We start from the raw sequence: 16,095 nt of genomic DNA, 5'->3' as shown, positions 1-16,095 counted from the left end.
CGCAATCAATCGGACAGAAACACCAGCTGAACACGGCCGGACCGTCTCCTTCACGACCCGTGTCACCCCGACGCGTTTCCAATCACCCCAAAAGCCCCAGCCGCCCACGTCGGTTGTTGACATCGTCGCTTCGCATCGGCCCGATCGCGCTACAGCCGTTGCCGGGCAGGCGTCACGGCGCCGGGTTGATCGCGCCGGTCAAGGCGGCCAGCGCGGCCGGGATGGCATCGGCAAGGCGGTTGAGGTCCGGCAGGGCCTGGCGGTCGGCGTACAGTCCGATATGGACCGAATCCCCGTAGGTCGACAGTGCGATGCCGAGTGCCTGGCCGTCGGCGAGGGGAGCGATCGGGTACGCGTGTTGCAGCGGCGCTCCGGCCAGCCTCAGCGGTCGCCCCGGGATCGGGACGTTCGTGATCACCGTGTCGAACAGCAGCGGGCCGGCCCGGCGCAGCAGCGGAATGGTGAGGTGCTGCGCCGGCGCCGGGATCCGTCCGGCGAGCACGGGGAACGCGCCTGGGCCACGAGTGAACGTCATGCATGAGGTCACGCAAGGAGCCGCCGAGCACTGAAGGCAGCAAGGCGGCTACGCGCACGTGCGACAGCACGGATGCGGCGAGCCCCACCGTATTGGTCGCCAAGCCGACCGCGTGGGGCAGCCGCCCGGCGCTGCGCACGAGGCCGGCGATCGCCGGTAATGGCCGACCGGGCCGCTCAGCTTCCGTTCGCGTAGTGAATGAGGCTGCGGTCGGGTCCGGTTGGGCCTGGCCGGGCTGGCGTTCGGCGAATCCGTCGAACAGTCGAAGACCGAGCTCAACCGTGCGGAGTCCGTCGGCCATGGCGTGGTGAAGCTTGATGAGCAGCGCGAAGCGGCGTTCGGGTAGGCCGGTGATCAGGTGCAGTTGCCACAGAGGACGGCTGAGGTCGAGCGGTTCGGCCATGAGCGCGCCGGCGAGCATGGCCAGCGCGTCCTTGCCACTGCGCAGTCTGTGGGTGTGGACGTGTCGGGACGGGTCAAATGCCGTGTCGGGCGTCCACACGGCGCCGCCGGGTGGCAGCCACGTGGTGCGCACGCGACGGCGTAACGCCGGTATCCGCGCGACCCGTTCGCCGAGCACCGTGACCAGCCGGGCAGGCGGAATCCGTTCCTGCGCTTGAAAGATCGCCAGCGCGCCCAGGTGCATCGGGGCCCGCGGGGACTCCAGGCGGAGGAAGGCGGTATCGAGGGCGCTCAACCGCTCGTCATCCACCGACCGCACTCCTCTGCGGACGCGCCATCGGTCGCTCAGGCGGGTCCCGATCGATGCCCGCCGGTGAGGTCGTGCCGCCTCGTTACTGCGCGGTTTGCAGGCCGATCGTGGACGCGAGGAGTCGAAGCCCGTCGTCGCTCGGCGAGCCGGCCGGTGCGCAATGGGTGATCAGGGTCAGGCCGGGGTCGGCCGGCAGCGGGATCACTTCGGTATTCAGCGTCAGGTCGCCGATTTTGGGGTGGTGGAAGTGCTTGACGCCGGAGTAGCGGATGCCGACGTCATGCCGGGCCCACAGGACGCGGAACGTGTCGCTACGCATGGACAGCTCACCGATCAGGGCGGCCAGGGTAGCGTCGTGGGGGTCGCGGCCGGCGTGCGCGCGCAGGATCGCGACGATCCCGTCGGCGCTGTCATCCCATTCGGCGAACAGCTCGCGGGCGGCGGGCTCGAGGAACACGAACCGGGCCTGGTTGGGGGCCTGACCAGGGGCGGTGCGCCAGGTGCCGAAGAGGGCCGCGCCAAGGGTGTTGTGCGCGACGACGTCCATGCTCGCGTTGCACACGAACGCGGCCACGGTGCCGTCCATGGCGTCCAGCAACCGCTGGACGCTCGGGCGGATCGCCGCTGCCTTCGGTCGCGGGCTTCGCGAGCGGGCCGGGCCGAGGGCGCGCACCAGGTCGCCCAGGTGGTCACGCTCGACGTCGGTCAGCCGCAGCGCCCGAGCGACGGCGTCCAGGATGCTGTCGGAGACACCAGGGACCTGCCCGCGTTCGAACCGGGCGTAATAGTCGACGCTGACGCCGGCGAGCCGGGCCACCTCGTCGCGGCGCAACCCGGGCACGCGCCGGGCGCGCCGGCCGTAGGAGGAGACGTTCACGTCCTCAGGCGTCAGCTTCGCGCGGCGTGACATCAGGAAGTCCCGCAGGTCGCCGCGTCCGTTCATGCCCTGCATCATCCCCTACCTGCCGCCGCGTTATGCAGGCTCTGCGGAGTCCTGTCTAACCTCGCACTCCCTACCGGCCGGCGGATCGGGTTGCCTGCATCGTGAAGGACCACGCCGGGCGGCACTCGGCAGTGACCACGAGAGGTGTCTGATGAACGCTGAACACACGATCGCGCTGGTGACCGGCGCGAACAAGGGCATCGGCTTCGCCACCGCGCGCAAGCTCGCCGAGCTGGGAATGACCGTCTACCTCGGCGCCCGCGACGAGACCCGCGGCACCCATGCCGCCGAGCAGCTGCGCGCCGACGGCTTGGACGTCAACTACATCCAGATCGACGTCACCGACGACGAGTCGGTCGCCGCCGCCGCCGAACGCGTGAAGGCCGAGCAGGGCAAGCTGGACGTGCTGGTAAACAACGCCGGCACCGGCTCCCCGGACGCCGTCCCGAGCGAAGACACCCGAGCCCAGTTGCGCACCATGTTCGAGATCAACGTGTTCGGCCCGGTCGTGGTAACCAACGCGTTCCTGCCGCTGCTGCGACAGGCGCCCGCCGCGCGGATCGTGAACCTCTCCAGCGAGGTCGGATCGCTGCCGGCGATGCTCGACGACCCCGAGTCGACGATGTACCAGTACCTGCGTGAACTGGTCTACCCCGCTACGAAGGCGGCAGTGGACGTGATCACCGGGCAGTACGCCAAAGAGTTGCGCAACACCCCGATCAAGGTCAGCGCGGCCATCCCCGGTTACGTCGCTACCGACTTCAACGGCCACGCTGGGCACCGCACCGCCGAGCAGGCCGCCGAGATCGTGACGATCCTCGCCACCCTCCCGGCCGACGCGCCCACCGGGCAGTACTGGGGATCCCTTACCGGCGCCGAGGAAGGCGTCCACGAGCGCGGCCGCTGGTGACCGGCCGAGGGCGTCACGCTCACCGGCGGGGCGAGGTCGTCTGTACCAGGCGCCGGTGAGATGTTCACCCGCTGCATGTCCGTTGTAGAGCGTCATCGGTCCTTGACGACACGCAACGTGTCAAGTGTCGACCGTTGACACAGCTACTGCGGACGTGGCCCTCGGCTCGTCCGGCGACCGGAACGGGGGCCGGCAGTGGTGGATTGGCGTAAACGTTCCCGGCGGTACCGTCGACCGGCAGTGCTCGCGGCCGCTCTGCTCGTGGCCGTGGTGAGCCTTGCCGGGCCGGCGCGGCCGGCGGCGGCGGCGAACTACGTACCGATTTCCGGGGCCGGCTCGACCTGGTCCTACAACGCCATCCATGCCTGGATCGGCAACGTCGCGCAGTTCGGCATGCGTGTCGACTACGAGCGGTCCGGTTCCACCACCGGCCGGGCCAAGTTCAGGCAGGGCATCGTCGACTGGGCCGCGTCGGACATCCCGTACGGCGTCCAGGACGGGGTGGAGGCCGACCCGCCGCCGCAGCGCGGCTTCGCGTACATGCCGGACACCGCCGGTGGTACGGCCTTCATGTACAACCTCAGCGTCGGCGGCCACCGGGTGACCAACCTGCGGCTGTCCGGGGAGAACATCGCCAAGATCTTCACCGGCGTCCTGACGCGGTGGGACGATCCGGCGATCGCCGCCGACAACCCCGGCCTGAGCCTGCCGGCCATCGCCATCGTGCCGGTGGTCCGCACCGACGGATCGGGCTCCACCGCCCAGTTCACCAAATGGATGACGGCGACCGAAGGACAGTACTGGACGGCGTACTGCGCCGCGGTCGGGCGCAGCCCGTGCACCCCGACCTCCGCGTACCCCGTGCTGAACGGCTCCGCGATGGTCGGGCAGGCCGGCGACCTGGGGGTCTCCGGTTATGTGGCCCAGGCGGGGGCGAACGGCGCGATCGGCTTCGTCGAGTACTCCAGCGCGATCCAGTTCGGCTTCCCGGTCGCCAAGATGCTCAACGCCGCGGGCTACTACACCGAACCCACCGCGGGCCACGTCGCCGTGTCGCTGCTCCAGGCGAAGATCAACATGGACCGGAGCAATCCGGCCACCTATCTCACCCAGGATCTGTCCGGCGTCTACACGAACCCGGACCCGCGCACGTACGAGCTGTCCTCCTACTCCTACATGATTCTGCCGACCACCACGGAGTTCGGCTTCACCACCGCCAAGGGCCTCGCTCTCGGCGATTTCGGCAAGTACGCGCTGTGCCAAGGCCAGACCCAGGTCAACGCGCTGGGCTACTCGGCGCTGCCGATCAACCTGGTGCTTGCCGGCTTCGAGCAGCTGCGCAACGTCCCCGGGGCGCAGGTGCCCACGACGACCGCGGACATCGTCCGAACCTGCAACAACCCGACATTCTCGACCGACGGCAGCAACACGCTGGCCACCAATGATCCGCAGCCGCAGGCATGCGACCGGCAGGGGCCGACCCAATGCGCCAGCGGTACCGGCGTCAGCACCTCGACCTCGATCATCGGCCCGCAGCTGGTGGTCGTGCCGGTCGGTGGCAACGTGACGCTGACCGCCGCCGTCACGCCGGCCACGGCGGCCGGCAACGTCCAGCTCTTCGACAACGGCGCGCCGCTCGCGCCGCCGGTGCCCGTGGTGAACGGCACCGCGCAGCTCTCCACGACGGGCCTCGGCGCCGGAACCCACCTCATCACCGCCGCCTTCGCGCCGTACGACACCGCCACGTTCCTGCCGTCGACCTCGAGCGCGGTCACCGTCAACGTCGGCGAAACCGTCGTGGCGGACGAGACGCTCAACGTGGGCGTCCCGAACTCCGAGGGCGTGTTCACGATGACGGTGAGCACCACGCCGGTGCAGATGAGCACCGCCGCGCTCAGAGCCGACCACACCTTCGAGTCGACCGGCGAGCTCGGCCCGGTGACGATCAACGACGAGCGCGACCAGAGCCGGCCCGGCTGGAGCGTCTCCGGCCAGCTCGGCGACTTCACCGACGGCGTCCACACGTTCAGCGGCGGCTACCTCGGCTGGGCACCGACGGTCGCGACGCAGAACCCGGCCCACGATGTGACCGCCGGTCCGGCCCTGCCCTCCGGCACTCCCCCGGGCCTCGCGGCCGGCAGCGTCCTGGCGACCGCGCCGGCGGCGGCAGGCCTGGGCACCAGCACGCTTGGGGCCACCATCGACCTGAAGATTCCGTCGAGCACCCAGCCCGGCCTGTACTCCGCCACGCTGACCATCACCGCGATCCCCACGGCCTGATCCAGGGGCTCCGGCGACCGGCATACGAGCCCAAGCCTCGCTTAGGTTTGCATCGCCGTGGAACTGCGCCTCGCTGTGCTCAGCGTCGAGCGTTCAAGGCAAGCTGCGGCGGGCCAGGCGGGTTCCATTCCCGTCCGTCTCCGCCAATCGGCACTTTCATGGTCGCCGCCGGTGATCTCCGCGGGCGAACCGGCGGCCCGCACTTAGCGGATGACCCGGCAGACGAGAGCGTTGGAGGGGCCGCGCAAAGCGGCCATGACGACGTCGGTGGTGAGGTACTTGCAGGCCAGGTAAGCGTCGCCCGTGCCGACATAGACGTTGGACCCGGAGTAACAGCGCAGGCCGGCGGACTCGTAGAGGCCGATGAGCGCCGAAGAGCTGACCTGCGCGTGGCAGTACTCCCCGATCGAAAGCGGGCCGAAGGTCAGGTCCACGGTAGAGGCCTGCGCGGGTGAGGCGAAACTGAGGGCAGCGGCACCGGCCACCACAAGACCGGCCGCGAGCGTGCTGAGGCGTCGAAGCATGTCGATAAGCTATCAGTTAAGTTTCCTAAACACTATGGGCGTACGGCCTACATCCCGGGCGAATTGGCGTGCCACCTGAGCCTCGCCGTCTCCGCCAACCAGCAGGTTTGCCACAACCCCATAGCCTGTTGCCATGCGTAGCCAGGCCGTGTTGCGGTTCTCGGTGTCGGCGCTGTTGACAGCCCTTGTCGCGGCCGTCGGGCTGGCCGCCTGCACTGGGTCGACGACCCCGCCCCCGCCGGTCACGGACCAGACTCCCGTATCCTCCGAGACACTCGTCATCGCCTGGAGTTCGACGGAATACGGCAATCCGTACAGCGTGGTCGAAATCCCCGAAGGCTGGAGAGATCTGCACTTCCGCGTCCGATGCACGGGCTCCGGGGAGCTCACGGTGTTCGTGACCGGCCGGACCAAATTCTGGCAGAACGAGCGAGCGCCATGCATCGCAAAGTGGGAACTCTCACTGGGCGTCTTCCCTCCCGACAACGCGTCCGACCAGGACCTCGGTCCGTACTCCGTGGTCATCGACAGTCCTGACACCATCATGTCCTGGGACGTGGAGGTCTACTTCATGCCGGTGACAAGAGCCTCGCCGGTCAGCCCCTCCGCGCATCCATCGGCCCTGACGACGAGGCGTTCGCCGGCAACGTCCGCATCGCCGAGCGGGCCGACCTTCACGCCGACACGCTGACCTCGCGTCGTCGCCGGCCGTCCATGGGCGACAGGCGTTCAGGGGCGGTGCGGATCCCGTGAGCCCGCGTGATCACGGGAAGGGCGTCAGGAAATGCGCGACCAGCTGTCGTAGTCGTGGACGGCCAGGCCGGCGTAGACGGAATAGCGGCTGGCGGCGGTGAGCTGCTGCTGCACCATCGGGCAAGCGTGAACCGGGCCGGGTGCGAACCGGTTGCCACGGCCAGGAAAGCTGGCGGCGACCGGCCCGGCAGGCACAACGCCCTATTTCAAAGGTCCAGGTTGCGTCGGCGGCCAGTGCCGCCGTGGCCGCGCCACACGCCGGACTTAATCGCGAGCGTGCCGGGAAGTGGAATGACCCTGATGGCGGATGCTGGGGAGAGGGGGTCCCGGTGATGTTGGCGCGCCTGGCGGCCCGGCTGATCCAACCGTCGCCGCCGCTCTGGCTGGGAATTGTGGTCGGCGCGCTGCTCGTCGCGGCCGAGATGGCGCTGGTGTATCTGCTCGGCGGCTCGGTGTCCCGGGACATCCTGGTGATGTTCTTTCTGCTCGGCGTGCTGGCGATCTCGACGATCTGGGGCGTGCGGCTGGCGCTGGCGATGTCGGCCGTGAGCGTCTGTCGGTCTGCGACGACGGCGTCGGTGGCGCCGACCCGGCCCTCGGCTCGGGCCTCGCGGGCCTCGTCGACCGGGTCGAAGCGCTCGGCGGCCAGCTCCAGGTCTCCAGTCCGCCAGGCGCCGGAACGACACTGCTCGCCACGCTACCGGCCGACATCGACCCGGCACCGGCTGCTTGACGGAAGGCTGCCGCGGCTAGGACAGCTGGTGGCGGCCGTCGGGCAGGCGCCGGGTGGTGCCGCGGCGATGCAGCAACTCCAGCAACGGTACGGCAACCCGCCGCGACGTCCCGAGCGCCTTTCGAGCCTCGCTCACCGTGAACGGCTGGGGCAGCACCGCGAGGCGCCCGGCGACGGCCTCCAGAGCGGCCGGGGCGAGGACGATGCCGTCGGCGATGCGCACCAGCAGGCCGGCCTTCACGGCGGCGCCGATCTCCTTCGGGCCGAGGCCGAGCGCGGCGAGCCGGTCGGCCTCGGGCGCGGCGAACGGGGCGGCGGCGAGTTCGGCGAGGACGGCGGCGACGGCCTTCTGGATCCGCTCGGGCAGGCGGGCCCCGCTGGAGATGCGTCCATTGTGGACCACGAACGGCGGTGCCGTCAGACGCTCGACGAGGGCCCGGTCCGGCAGGTCCAGTGCGCGGGCCATCGCGTCGACCGGCGGGTCGGGGTCGACGGGGTGCGCGGAGGCGTAGTCACGGACCTCGGCGAGCAGCCGGGTGCGCAGCACCGCCTCGTACGACGGGTCGACGAGCCAGCCGGAGCCGGGCGGTTCGATGCCCATGCGGCGCAGCTCGTCGGCGTGGACGACGCGGCGGCGGCGCAGCTCGTCGGCGGCGTCCGGGCTGCCGTCCATCGTGGACAGCTCCGACGCGCGGGCGGCGGCCGCGCCGCGGCGGGTCAGGGGCGGCGGGGCGACGTCGAGGACGGTGACGCCGCCGGGGACGCGGTGGCGGCCGGGGTCGCGCAGCAGGGCGTGGTCGCCGGCGTGCAGCGGCAGCGGGCGGTCCAGGCGCAGCCGGGCGGTGTCGACGCCGAGGGGGCGGACGCGGGCCGGCACGGCGGCCGATCCGATGTGCAGCACGACGGTCGCGGGCAGCGACGCGACGGGGTCGCCGTGGACGCGGACGTCGACGAGGGAGGTGGCGACGTACCGGCCGGGCTCGACGAGCGCGTCCCCGCGCGCCGCCGCGGTGCGCTCGACGCCGCGCAGGTTCACGGCCACCCGCGCCACCGCATCCACTGTGGACACTGGATCGCCCAGCGACTGCAGGCCGCGGACGCGGACCGGGGCGCCGTCGAGCTCGAGCTCGGCGTCCGTGGTCAGGCGGCCGGCGCCGAGGGTGCCGGTCACGACGGTACCGCTGCCGCGAATGGTGAAGGAACGGTCGATCCACAGCCGGACCGGCGCGCCCAGGTCGGGCGGCGGCAGGGCGGCGCCGAGCCGGTCGAGGGCGGCGCGCAGCTCGTCGAGGCCCTCGCCGGTCGCGGCGCTGACGGCGACGGCCTCGACGTCGCCGGCCGAGGTCTTCGCGAGCTGTTCCAGGGCCTGCCGGGTGGCCGGGCCGGGGTCGGCAAGGTCGGCGCGGCTGACGACGAGCAGGGCGTGGCGCACGCCGAGCGCGTCGAGGGCGGCGAGGTGCTCGGCGGACTGCGGCTTCCAGCCCTCGTCGGCGGCGACGACGAGCATGGCGGCCGGCACCGGGCCGACGCCGGCGAGCATGTTGGGCACGAACCGCTCGTGGCCGGGCACGTCGACGAACGCGACCGTGTTGCCGGAGGGCAGCCGCGTCCAGGCGTACCCCAGGTCGATGGTCATGCCGCGGCGGCGCTCCTCGGCCCAGCGGTCGGGCTCCATGCCGGTCAGGGCCCGCACCAGCGTCGACTTGCCGTGGTCGACGTGGCCGGCGGTCGCGATCACCCACATGACGGGGCAGACGCCGCGCGCCGGATCGCCGCGGCGACCGTCTTGTCCTCGTCCTCGGGCACGCAGCGCAGGTCGAGCAGGAGCCGGCCCTGCTCGACGCGGCCGACGACCGGCGGGTCGCCCAGCCGCAGCGGGCCGGCCAGCTCCGCGGGCAGCGCGAGGGCGGCCGACGGCAGCTCGACCTCGGGCGCTCCCCCGCCGCCGACGACGGCGACGGCGTCGACGACCTGCGCCGGCAGGCCGTCGAGGGCGTCGCGGACCGCCTCGGCGCGGCGGCGCAGCTCGTCGGCGGGGGCCCGCAGCGCCCGCCGGGTCGGGGTGTCGTCGCCGGCGAGCAGCGTCGCCTCGAGCGCGGCGAGGGTGAGCTTGTCGACCCGCAGGGCGCGGGCCAGGGGGTGGCGGCGCAGTGCCTCGACCAGATCGGACCGGCCGAGCAGCAGCCCGGCCTGCGGGCCGCCGAGCAGCTTGTCGCCGCTGGCGGTGACGAGGTCGGCGCCGTCCCGCAGTACCGTTGCCGCGTCCGGCTCGTCGGGAAGCCGCGGGTCGGCGTCCAGCAGGCCGGATCCGATGTCGACGACGAGCGGCGCGGGCAGGCCGGCGAGCTCGCGGACCGGCACGGCGGCGACGAACCCGCGCTGGTAGAAGTTCGACGGGTGGACCTTGAGGATGAACCCGGTCTGCGGGCCCAGCGCGCCGCGGTAGTCGGCGAGCGACGTGCGGTTGGTGGTGCCGACCTCGCGCAGCCGGGCGCCGGTGGAGACGAGCAGGTCGGGCAGGCGGAAGCCGTCGCCGATCTCGACGAGCTCGCCGCGGCTGACGACGATCTCCCGGCCGGCGGCGAGGCCGGTCGCGGCGAGCAGGAGGGCGGCCGCGCCGTTGTTCAGCACGTGTACGGCCTGGGCGGCGGGAACGGCGGCGGCCAGCGCCGCCATGGCGGTGCGGCCCCGGCGGGCCCGGCGGCCGGTCTCCAGGTCGAGCTCGACGTCGGTGTGGCCGGCCGCGGCGGCGATCGCGTCGACGGCCGCGGGCGCGAGGGCGGCGCGGCCGAGGTTGGTGTGCAGCACGACGCCGGTGGCGTTGAGGACGGGCCGCAGCCCGCCGGGGCGGCTCAGGCGCCGCCGGGCGGCCTCGGCGACGTCGGCCGGGGCGAGCTCACCGCGGCGGACCCGGTCGAGCTCCTCGCGGACGACGGCGCGGGCCCGGTCGCGCGGGAACGCGGCGAGCCGCGGGTCGGCGAGGACGGTATCGGTGCGCGGCACCGCGCGTCGCGGATCCACCCCTGCACCGTAGCAGCGCGGCCGGTCACCCACGCCAGGCGGCGACCAGGCCGGCGACCAGCGGCACGCCGGGGCCCACGGCGATGCGCACCGACGCATGATGCGAGCGATGCGCGATCGCCGTGGTTTCCCGCTTACACGGGTTCGAACGCGATACGCCGGTTGGCGCCGTCGAGCTCCTTCACGCGCACGGGCAGCGTGCTGCCCACCGGCGGGCGGGACCGGGTCCGCAGCAGGCCGGGGATGTCGCCGTGGACGGTCACGAACGCGCCGAACGGCACGAGCCGGGTCACCACGCTGTCGACGACGTCGCCGACGCCGTGGCGGGCGACGAAGTCGTCCCAGTTGTCAGAGCGGGTCATGCACCTCACCTCCCTTCTTCGCAGACTCCGCTGAGGGTGTCGCGAAGGGAGGGCGGACCGCGGGCCCGCCGGGAGGTCAAGCCGTGGCCGGGCGCAACTTCCACTCACGGCGCATGGCCGACCCGGCAGTCATGGCGCAATCGTACAACCGGCGCATGGCGGCCGGGAACACCGGTTCCGTACGCTACGACGAACGCCGATGCGCCCTGCTGCGACCCGCCACGTTCTGCAGGCCGCCTCTGCCCGCCGCGCACCGTTGCCGGACGGGTCGGGAGGCCGTGCACTGCCGTCAACGATGGATGGGAGGGCCGGCGATGCCTGCTGCGCCGGATCGGGTCAGTGTCCAATTCGAGGCCGCCACGTCGGGCGAGGGCCCGCTGTCGTGGGGCCAGCTGGAGAACTGGTCGGCGATCGCGAAACAGGGCACCTGGCTGCCGCTGGGCGGGGTGAAACCGTTCGACGAGGGCACGACCGTCGACGAGATCGTGCTGGAGCTGCGGTACCTCATGACCCGCTACGAGCCGATGCGCACCCGCTTACGTTTCGCCGGCGACGGCACCCCGACGCAGGTCGTGCACGCCGGCGGCGAGATCGACCTGCAGATCGTCGACGCCGGCACCGCCGACCCCGGCCGGGTGGCCGAGGAGCTGTGCGACGCGTGGCGGGCCAAGCAGCTGGACTTCACCACCGAGTGGCCGCTGAAGATGGCGGTGATCCGCCAGGGCGAGCGGCTCACGCACATGGCGGTCCTCGTCTCGCACCTGGTGACCGACGCGGCCGGCGCGGCGACGATGCTGGCCGAGGTCGCGGCGCGCACGGCGACGCCGGTGCCGGGCCCGCAGCCCCTGGCGCAGGCGGCCTGGCAGGCCTCCCCGGCCGGCCAGCGCCACGACGCGGCCGCCCGGCGCTACTGGGAGGGCATCCTGCGCACCGTGGCGCCCGAGCGGTTCCCGCGCCCGGCGGTGGTCGAGTCGCCGCGGTACTGGCACGGCGAGTTCACCTCGCCCGCGCTGGGCCTGGCCGCGCGGCGCTGGGCGGCCGACACCGGCATCGACACGACGACGGTGCTGCTGGCCGCGTACGCGGGCGCGCTGACCCGGGTCACCGGCGTCGACCCGGTGGTGATCCGCCCGATCGTCAGCAACCGCTTCCGGCCCGGGCTCGCCGGCGTCGTGTGCACGCTGGCGCAGGCCGGGCTGCTCAGCGTCCCGGCGGCCGGGCTGGTGTTCCCGGAGCTGCTGGAGCGGACCCGTCGCGTGACGATGGCGGCGTACAAGTACGCCTACTTCCACCACACGGAGATGGAGCGGCTGCGGGCCCGGATCGACGCCGAGCGCGGCGTGGCCGTCGAGCTCGGCTGCTACTTCAACGACCGCCGCGGCCCCGGCCGCGACGAGTCGCCGATCGAGCCGGGCGAGTCGGCGCTGCGGTGGGTCGCCGCGCAGGACGCCCCGTCGTTCGAGCCGCTGTTCCTGCACGTCGACGACGCCCCGGGGACGCTGCGGCTGAGCCTGTACCTCGACGCCGCCCACGTCTCCCCCGCCGCCGCCGAGGAGATCCTGGCCGGGATGGAGCGGCTCGCCGCCGGCTGAGCGCGGGCCAGACGCAGCGCCAGCCACAGCACGACCAGCTCGGCGGCCGCGAGGCCGACGAGCACGAGCAGCGGCCCGAGCCGCCCGGCCGCCGCGTACCCGAGAGCCGTCATGTCGTCCCAGCCGCCGTGCGCGGCGAGGGCGGCGGCGACGAGCAGCAGGCCGCGGGCCGGGCGGCGCGGGCCGGACCGGCCCAGCAGCCACATGATCCCCGAGCACAGCACGGCACTCAACAGCGCGTGGCTGACCAGGCCGGCGACGGCGCGGGCGAGGAAGACCTCCCACGCCGCGCGGGCCTGGCCGGCGCCGAACCCGGCCGCGCCGGCGTTGAACGCGTAGCAGACGTCCTCGGAGATCTGCAGGCCCAGACCGGTGTAGGCGCCGATGACGAGGCCGTCGTACGGCGAGCGGACCAGCCGCGGCGCCAGCCCGATGAGCAGCACCAGCGCCGCGGCCTTCGCGGGCTCCTCGGTGAACGGCGCGGTCAGCCCGGCCGCCCAGTCGTGCGCCCAGGCGTGGCCGAACCACTTGCCGTACAGCGCGAGCATCGCCGTGTTCGCCCGCAGCGACAGCAGGTACGTCGCCGGGACTGCGCCCCACAGGAAGGCGATCGCGAGCAGCTTCGGTGGCAGCCGGGTGTACCCGTTGTGGCGCCGCAGCAGCGCCAGCCACACGACCGCGTAGCCGCCGAACAGCGCGGCGCCGGCGGCGAGCCCGGTCCCGTAGGCGGCGACGCCGGGCCGGTAGAAGCGCACCAGGCACACGGATCCGGCCGCCATCGACGCCACCAGTACCCAGAACGCCGGATTGCGCCACTGCCGCACCCGCAACGGCTCGGTCACCGCGCGACGCTCCCCAGCATCGCGTGGATCTCGGCCGCCCGGCCGGCGAGCCCGTCCGCGCCGGCGTGGGCCACCACGGTCATGCCGGTGCCGTCGAAGGTGTACGCCGCGACGAGCCCCCGGCTCGACGGCCCGGCGAACGGCTCGACGAGCCCGGCGGCGACCGCAACCCGCCCGCCGGTGACGGCAAGGGCCGGCCGGGCCCGCGCGTTGACCCGATCCACCTGGTCCAGCAGCGCCTCGGGGCCGCCGTCGAACGCGGCGAGGTGGATGACCACGGTGGCGCCGCCGCGCTGCAGCGTGGCATCGCCGTCTCCGGGCCGCACCGGCGCGACGGTACGGTCGGTGACCCGGATCCCCTCCAGCAGCCGCCATCCCTGCGGCGGGGCGATGGTGACGCCGCCGCCGAGGTTGAGCCGGTCACCGGGCCGGACGAGGTCGGCCGGCGCCGGCACCAGGCGGTCGACGGCCGGCAGCCCCACCGCGAGCAGGACGGCGAGCCCCGCGACGACCGGGGCGTGCGGCTTGACCATGATCACAGCGTGTCACCCTCGGGGCGGCCGGGCGGGCGATTCCTCCCCGCCCACACGCGGCCTCACCCGGCGACGGCGACCCGTTCGTCCGGGTCGAGCACGCCGGGCGGGGCGACCGCCGCCAGGGGGCCGGAGGCGCCGTAGCGGTGGCCCTGCCCGTACCGGCAGCCGAGGCCGGCCATCGTCGCGGCCTGGGCCTCTGTCTCGATGCCCTCGGCGACCACGGTCACGCCCATGCCGGCGCAGATCTGCACGATCGAGCGGCAGATCGCCTCGCCGCGCCCGCCGTCGGCCCGGGTGAACGAGCGGTCCAGCTTCACCTCGTCGACCGGCATCGCGTGCAGCTGGGCGAGCGCGTTGTAGCCGGTGCCGAAGTCGTCGAGGGCGAACCGGACGCCGAAGCGGCCCAGGCGGGCCACCGCGCCGGCCGCGGCGGCGAGGTCGGCCAGCGGCGCCGTCTCGGTGAGCTCCAGCACCAGCCGGTGCGGGGCGAGGCCGTGGCGGCGGACCGCGGCCCGGACCGTCTCCTCGTGCTCGGGCCGGCCCAGCCGGGCGGCGGACGCGTTGACGTGCACGGCGATGCTCGCCCACGGGCCGCGGAACGCGGCGGCGTCGCGGCAGGCCCGGTCGAGCACGAAGTCGTCGACGAGCCGGATGAGCCCGATCGACTCGGCGGTGGCGATGAACACGTCGGTGGAGACCGGGCCGAGGCTCGGGTGCGTCCACCGGGCGAGGGCCTCGACGGCGACGACGGTCTCGTCGTTGAGCCGCACGATCGGCTGGTAGTGCACGTCCAGGCCGCGCCCGTCGCGCAGCGTCGCCGCGAGGGCCTCGGCGAGGTCGGAGCTGCCGGTGCCGTCCGGGAGGTCCACGCGGTAGCGCACCAGGGTCCCCTTGCCCCGGCGCTTCCCGGCGTACATCGCCGCGTCGGCGCGGCGCAGCAGCGCGTCGGCCGACGGCACCGGCCCGTGCTCGCCGGCCTGGACCAGCCCGATGCTGACGCCGACGGTGACGGCCTGCCCGTCGAGGTCGAACGGCCGGGCTATCTCGGTCATGATCCGCTCGGCCGGCTCGCCGGGGTCGCCTGACCCCTCCAGCAGGATCGCGAACTCGTCGCCGCCGACCCGGGCGATGGTGTCGCTGTCGCGGACCGCCGCGCGCAGCCGCACGGCGACCTGGCGCAGCAGCCGGTCGCCGCAGTGGTGGCCGAAGCGGTCGTTGACGGCCTTGAAGTCGTCGAGGTCGCAGAAGAGCACGGCGAGCGGGCGGCCGTCGCGGTTGTGCAGCGCCAGGGCGTGCTCGAGCCGGTCGTGGAACAGCACCCGGTTGGACAGTCCGGTCAGCGCGTCGTGGAACGCCTGGTGGGTGAGGCGGGCCTGGCTCTCCGAGACCCGGTCGAGCAGCACCGCGTTCTCCACCAGGGTCACCGCCTGGCGAATGATGAGCAGCGAGATGACGGCGGTCTCGACCGCGATCTCGACGCCGTCCATGGGGATGCCGCGGACGAGCTGCACGATGAACAGGACGCCGGTGAGGGCGACCGGGACGTACGGCAGCATCAGATGCATCCAGCGCGCATGACGGCGCCGGGCGGCCGCCGGCTCGCTGCGCGACCGGGTGAGCGCGGCGACCGCGACGAGCGCCTGCCCGGCGATGAACCCGGCGTCGAACAGCGGCGGCATGCTGTCCGCGCCGTTGGACACCAGGTACGCGAACACGCTGTCGGACAGCGCCAGGCACAACAACCCGGCGCCGAGCAGCGTGAGCTGACCCCGCCCGGCCGGCGCGGACGTGGTCAGCAGCAGGATGACCAGGACCGTCAGCACGAGGTCGGTGACCGGGTAGGCGATGGCGACCGAGTACGCGAACGGGGTCGCCGCGCCGGCCGCGACCACCGAGCCGAGCGTGGTCCCCCACGTGAGCACGAACAGCGCGCCGACGACGATGAGCCCGTCCAGCACCATGACCAGCTGCCCGGGCCGGCGGCGGGGCGCGCCGTCGGGCGGCCGGGCGGCGGCCAGCGACACGATCGCCGGCAGCGCGAACACCGGCAGCGTCAGGTATCCGGCGTCGGCCATGGACGGCGACGGCAACGCGTCGTTGCCGAAGAGCTGATACCAGCTCCAGACCGACTGCCCGGCGGTCCACCCGGCGGTGCCCGCGCCCATCCACAGCCGCCAGCGCCGCTGCGCACCCGTGTGCCGCGGCGCGGTCAGCCAGCACGCAAGGGTCGCGGCGACGCCGGCGCACAGCTGCCCGAGGTCGTCGACGAACTGCGACCACCACGGGGACAGCAGGCCCGACCCGCCCAGGGCAATGACCACGGCCACAGACACGGCCGCGACGACGAGCGGC

At 73.1% G+C, this 16,095-nt stretch carries 12 protein-coding genes and 2 pseudogenes; 4 read left to right on the top strand and 10 right to left on the bottom strand.

Translation table 11 applies throughout. The features are described 5' to 3' along the window. Positions 1-172: 172 nt before the first annotated feature. From ACQEVU_RS14295 to ACQEVU_RS14285, 3 genes and pseudogenes are all read right to left on the bottom strand, one after another. Positions 173-535 carry a WS/DGAT domain-containing protein gene (locus ACQEVU_RS14295; RefSeq protein ID WP_433323523.1) on the bottom strand — a complete coding sequence of 121 codons (363 nt, stop codon included), beginning with the start codon at positions 533-535 and terminating at the stop codon, positions 173-175. Positions 536-692: 157 nt separating this feature from the next. Next, a pseudogene (locus ACQEVU_RS14290) lies at positions 693-1,181 on the bottom strand (wax ester/triacylglycerol synthase domain-containing protein); the annotation flags it as partial. 148 nt (positions 1,182-1,329) lie between these two features. Then, complete coding sequence (locus ACQEVU_RS14285) at positions 1,330-2,190, bottom strand: helix-turn-helix transcriptional regulator (protein WP_433323519.1); 861 nt, start codon at positions 2,188-2,190, stop codon at positions 1,330-1,332. 151 nt (positions 2,191-2,341) lie between these two features. Between ACQEVU_RS14285 and ACQEVU_RS14280 the strand changes: the two genes are divergently transcribed. After that, positions 2,342-3,100, top strand: a complete 759-nt coding sequence (locus ACQEVU_RS14280; protein WP_433323517.1) for an SDR family oxidoreductase — start codon at positions 2,342-2,344, stop codon at positions 3,098-3,100. Between the two features lie 240 nt (positions 3,101-3,340). Further along, positions 3,341-5,380 carry a substrate-binding domain-containing protein gene (locus tag ACQEVU_RS14275; protein ID WP_433323515.1) on the top strand — a complete coding sequence of 680 codons (2,040 nt, stop codon included), beginning with the start codon at positions 3,341-3,343 and terminating at the stop codon, positions 5,378-5,380. Between the two features lie 203 nt (positions 5,381-5,583). Here the strand turns inward: ACQEVU_RS14275 and ACQEVU_RS14270 are convergent, their stop codons facing one another. Beyond that, the gene (locus ACQEVU_RS14270; RefSeq protein ID WP_433323513.1) at positions 5,584-5,904 is read right to left on the bottom strand and encodes a hypothetical protein; all 321 of its coding nucleotides are present in this window, start codon (positions 5,902-5,904) and stop codon (positions 5,584-5,586) included. A 133-nt stretch (positions 5,905-6,037) separates the two neighbouring features. Here ACQEVU_RS14270 and ACQEVU_RS14265 point away from each other — a divergent pair, with 133 nt between their 5' ends. Further along, entirely contained in the window at positions 6,038-6,595 is a 558-nt protein-coding gene (locus tag ACQEVU_RS14265) for a hypothetical protein (protein WP_433323511.1), read from the top strand. A gap of 811 nt (positions 6,596-7,406) precedes the next feature. Here the strand turns inward: ACQEVU_RS14265 and selB are convergent. The 3 genes from selB to ACQEVU_RS14250 form a co-directional block, all read right to left on the bottom strand. Continuing rightward, complete coding sequence (selB, locus tag ACQEVU_RS14260) at positions 7,407-9,134, bottom strand: selenocysteine-specific translation elongation factor (RefSeq protein WP_433323509.1); 1,728 nt, start codon at positions 9,132-9,134, stop codon at positions 7,407-7,409. Further along, a complete protein-coding gene (selA, locus tag ACQEVU_RS14255) occupies positions 9,125-10,411 on the bottom strand; it encodes an L-seryl-tRNA(Sec) selenium transferase (protein ID WP_433323507.1) in 1,287 nt (428 codons plus the stop codon). The genes selB and selA overlap by 10 nt, the downstream gene beginning before the upstream one ends. Before the next feature lie 134 nt (positions 10,412-10,545). After that, positions 10,546-10,773: a S1 RNA-binding domain-containing protein gene (locus ACQEVU_RS14250; protein ID WP_433323505.1), complete on the bottom strand. Its 228-nt coding sequence runs from the start codon at positions 10,771-10,773 to the stop codon at positions 10,546-10,548. A gap of 314 nt (positions 10,774-11,087) precedes the next feature. Here ACQEVU_RS14250 and ACQEVU_RS14245 point away from each other — a divergent pair, with 314 nt between their 5' ends. Next, the gene (locus ACQEVU_RS14245) at positions 11,088-12,365 is read left to right on the top strand and encodes a condensation domain-containing protein (RefSeq protein WP_433323503.1); all 1,278 of its coding nucleotides are present in this window, start codon (positions 11,088-11,090) and stop codon (positions 12,363-12,365) included. Positions 12,366-12,445: 80 nt separating this feature from the next. Here the strand turns inward: ACQEVU_RS14245 and ACQEVU_RS14240 are convergent. From ACQEVU_RS14240 to ACQEVU_RS14230, 3 genes and pseudogenes are all read right to left on the bottom strand, one after another. Next, positions 12,446-13,144, bottom strand: a pseudogene (locus ACQEVU_RS14240) (PrsW family glutamic-type intramembrane protease); the annotation flags it as partial. Positions 13,145-13,203: 59 nt separating this feature from the next. Further along, positions 13,204-13,740 (bottom strand): hypothetical protein, encoded by a 537-nt coding sequence (locus ACQEVU_RS14235; RefSeq protein ID WP_433323501.1) that lies wholly within the window; start codon positions 13,738-13,740, stop codon positions 13,204-13,206. Between the two features lie 62 nt (positions 13,741-13,802). Then, complete coding sequence (locus ACQEVU_RS14230; protein ID WP_433323499.1) at positions 13,803-16,076, bottom strand: putative bifunctional diguanylate cyclase/phosphodiesterase; 2,274 nt, start codon at positions 16,074-16,076, stop codon at positions 13,803-13,805. Positions 16,077-16,095 lie beyond the last annotated feature (19 nt).

Source organism: Dactylosporangium sp. CA-139066 (assembly GCF_050936175.1).
Lineage (GTDB): Bacteria > Actinomycetota > Actinomycetes > Mycobacteriales > Micromonosporaceae > Dactylosporangium.
The sequence above is the reverse complement of the archived record's forward strand: the minus strand, read 5'-3'. Positions and strand labels throughout refer to the sequence as shown.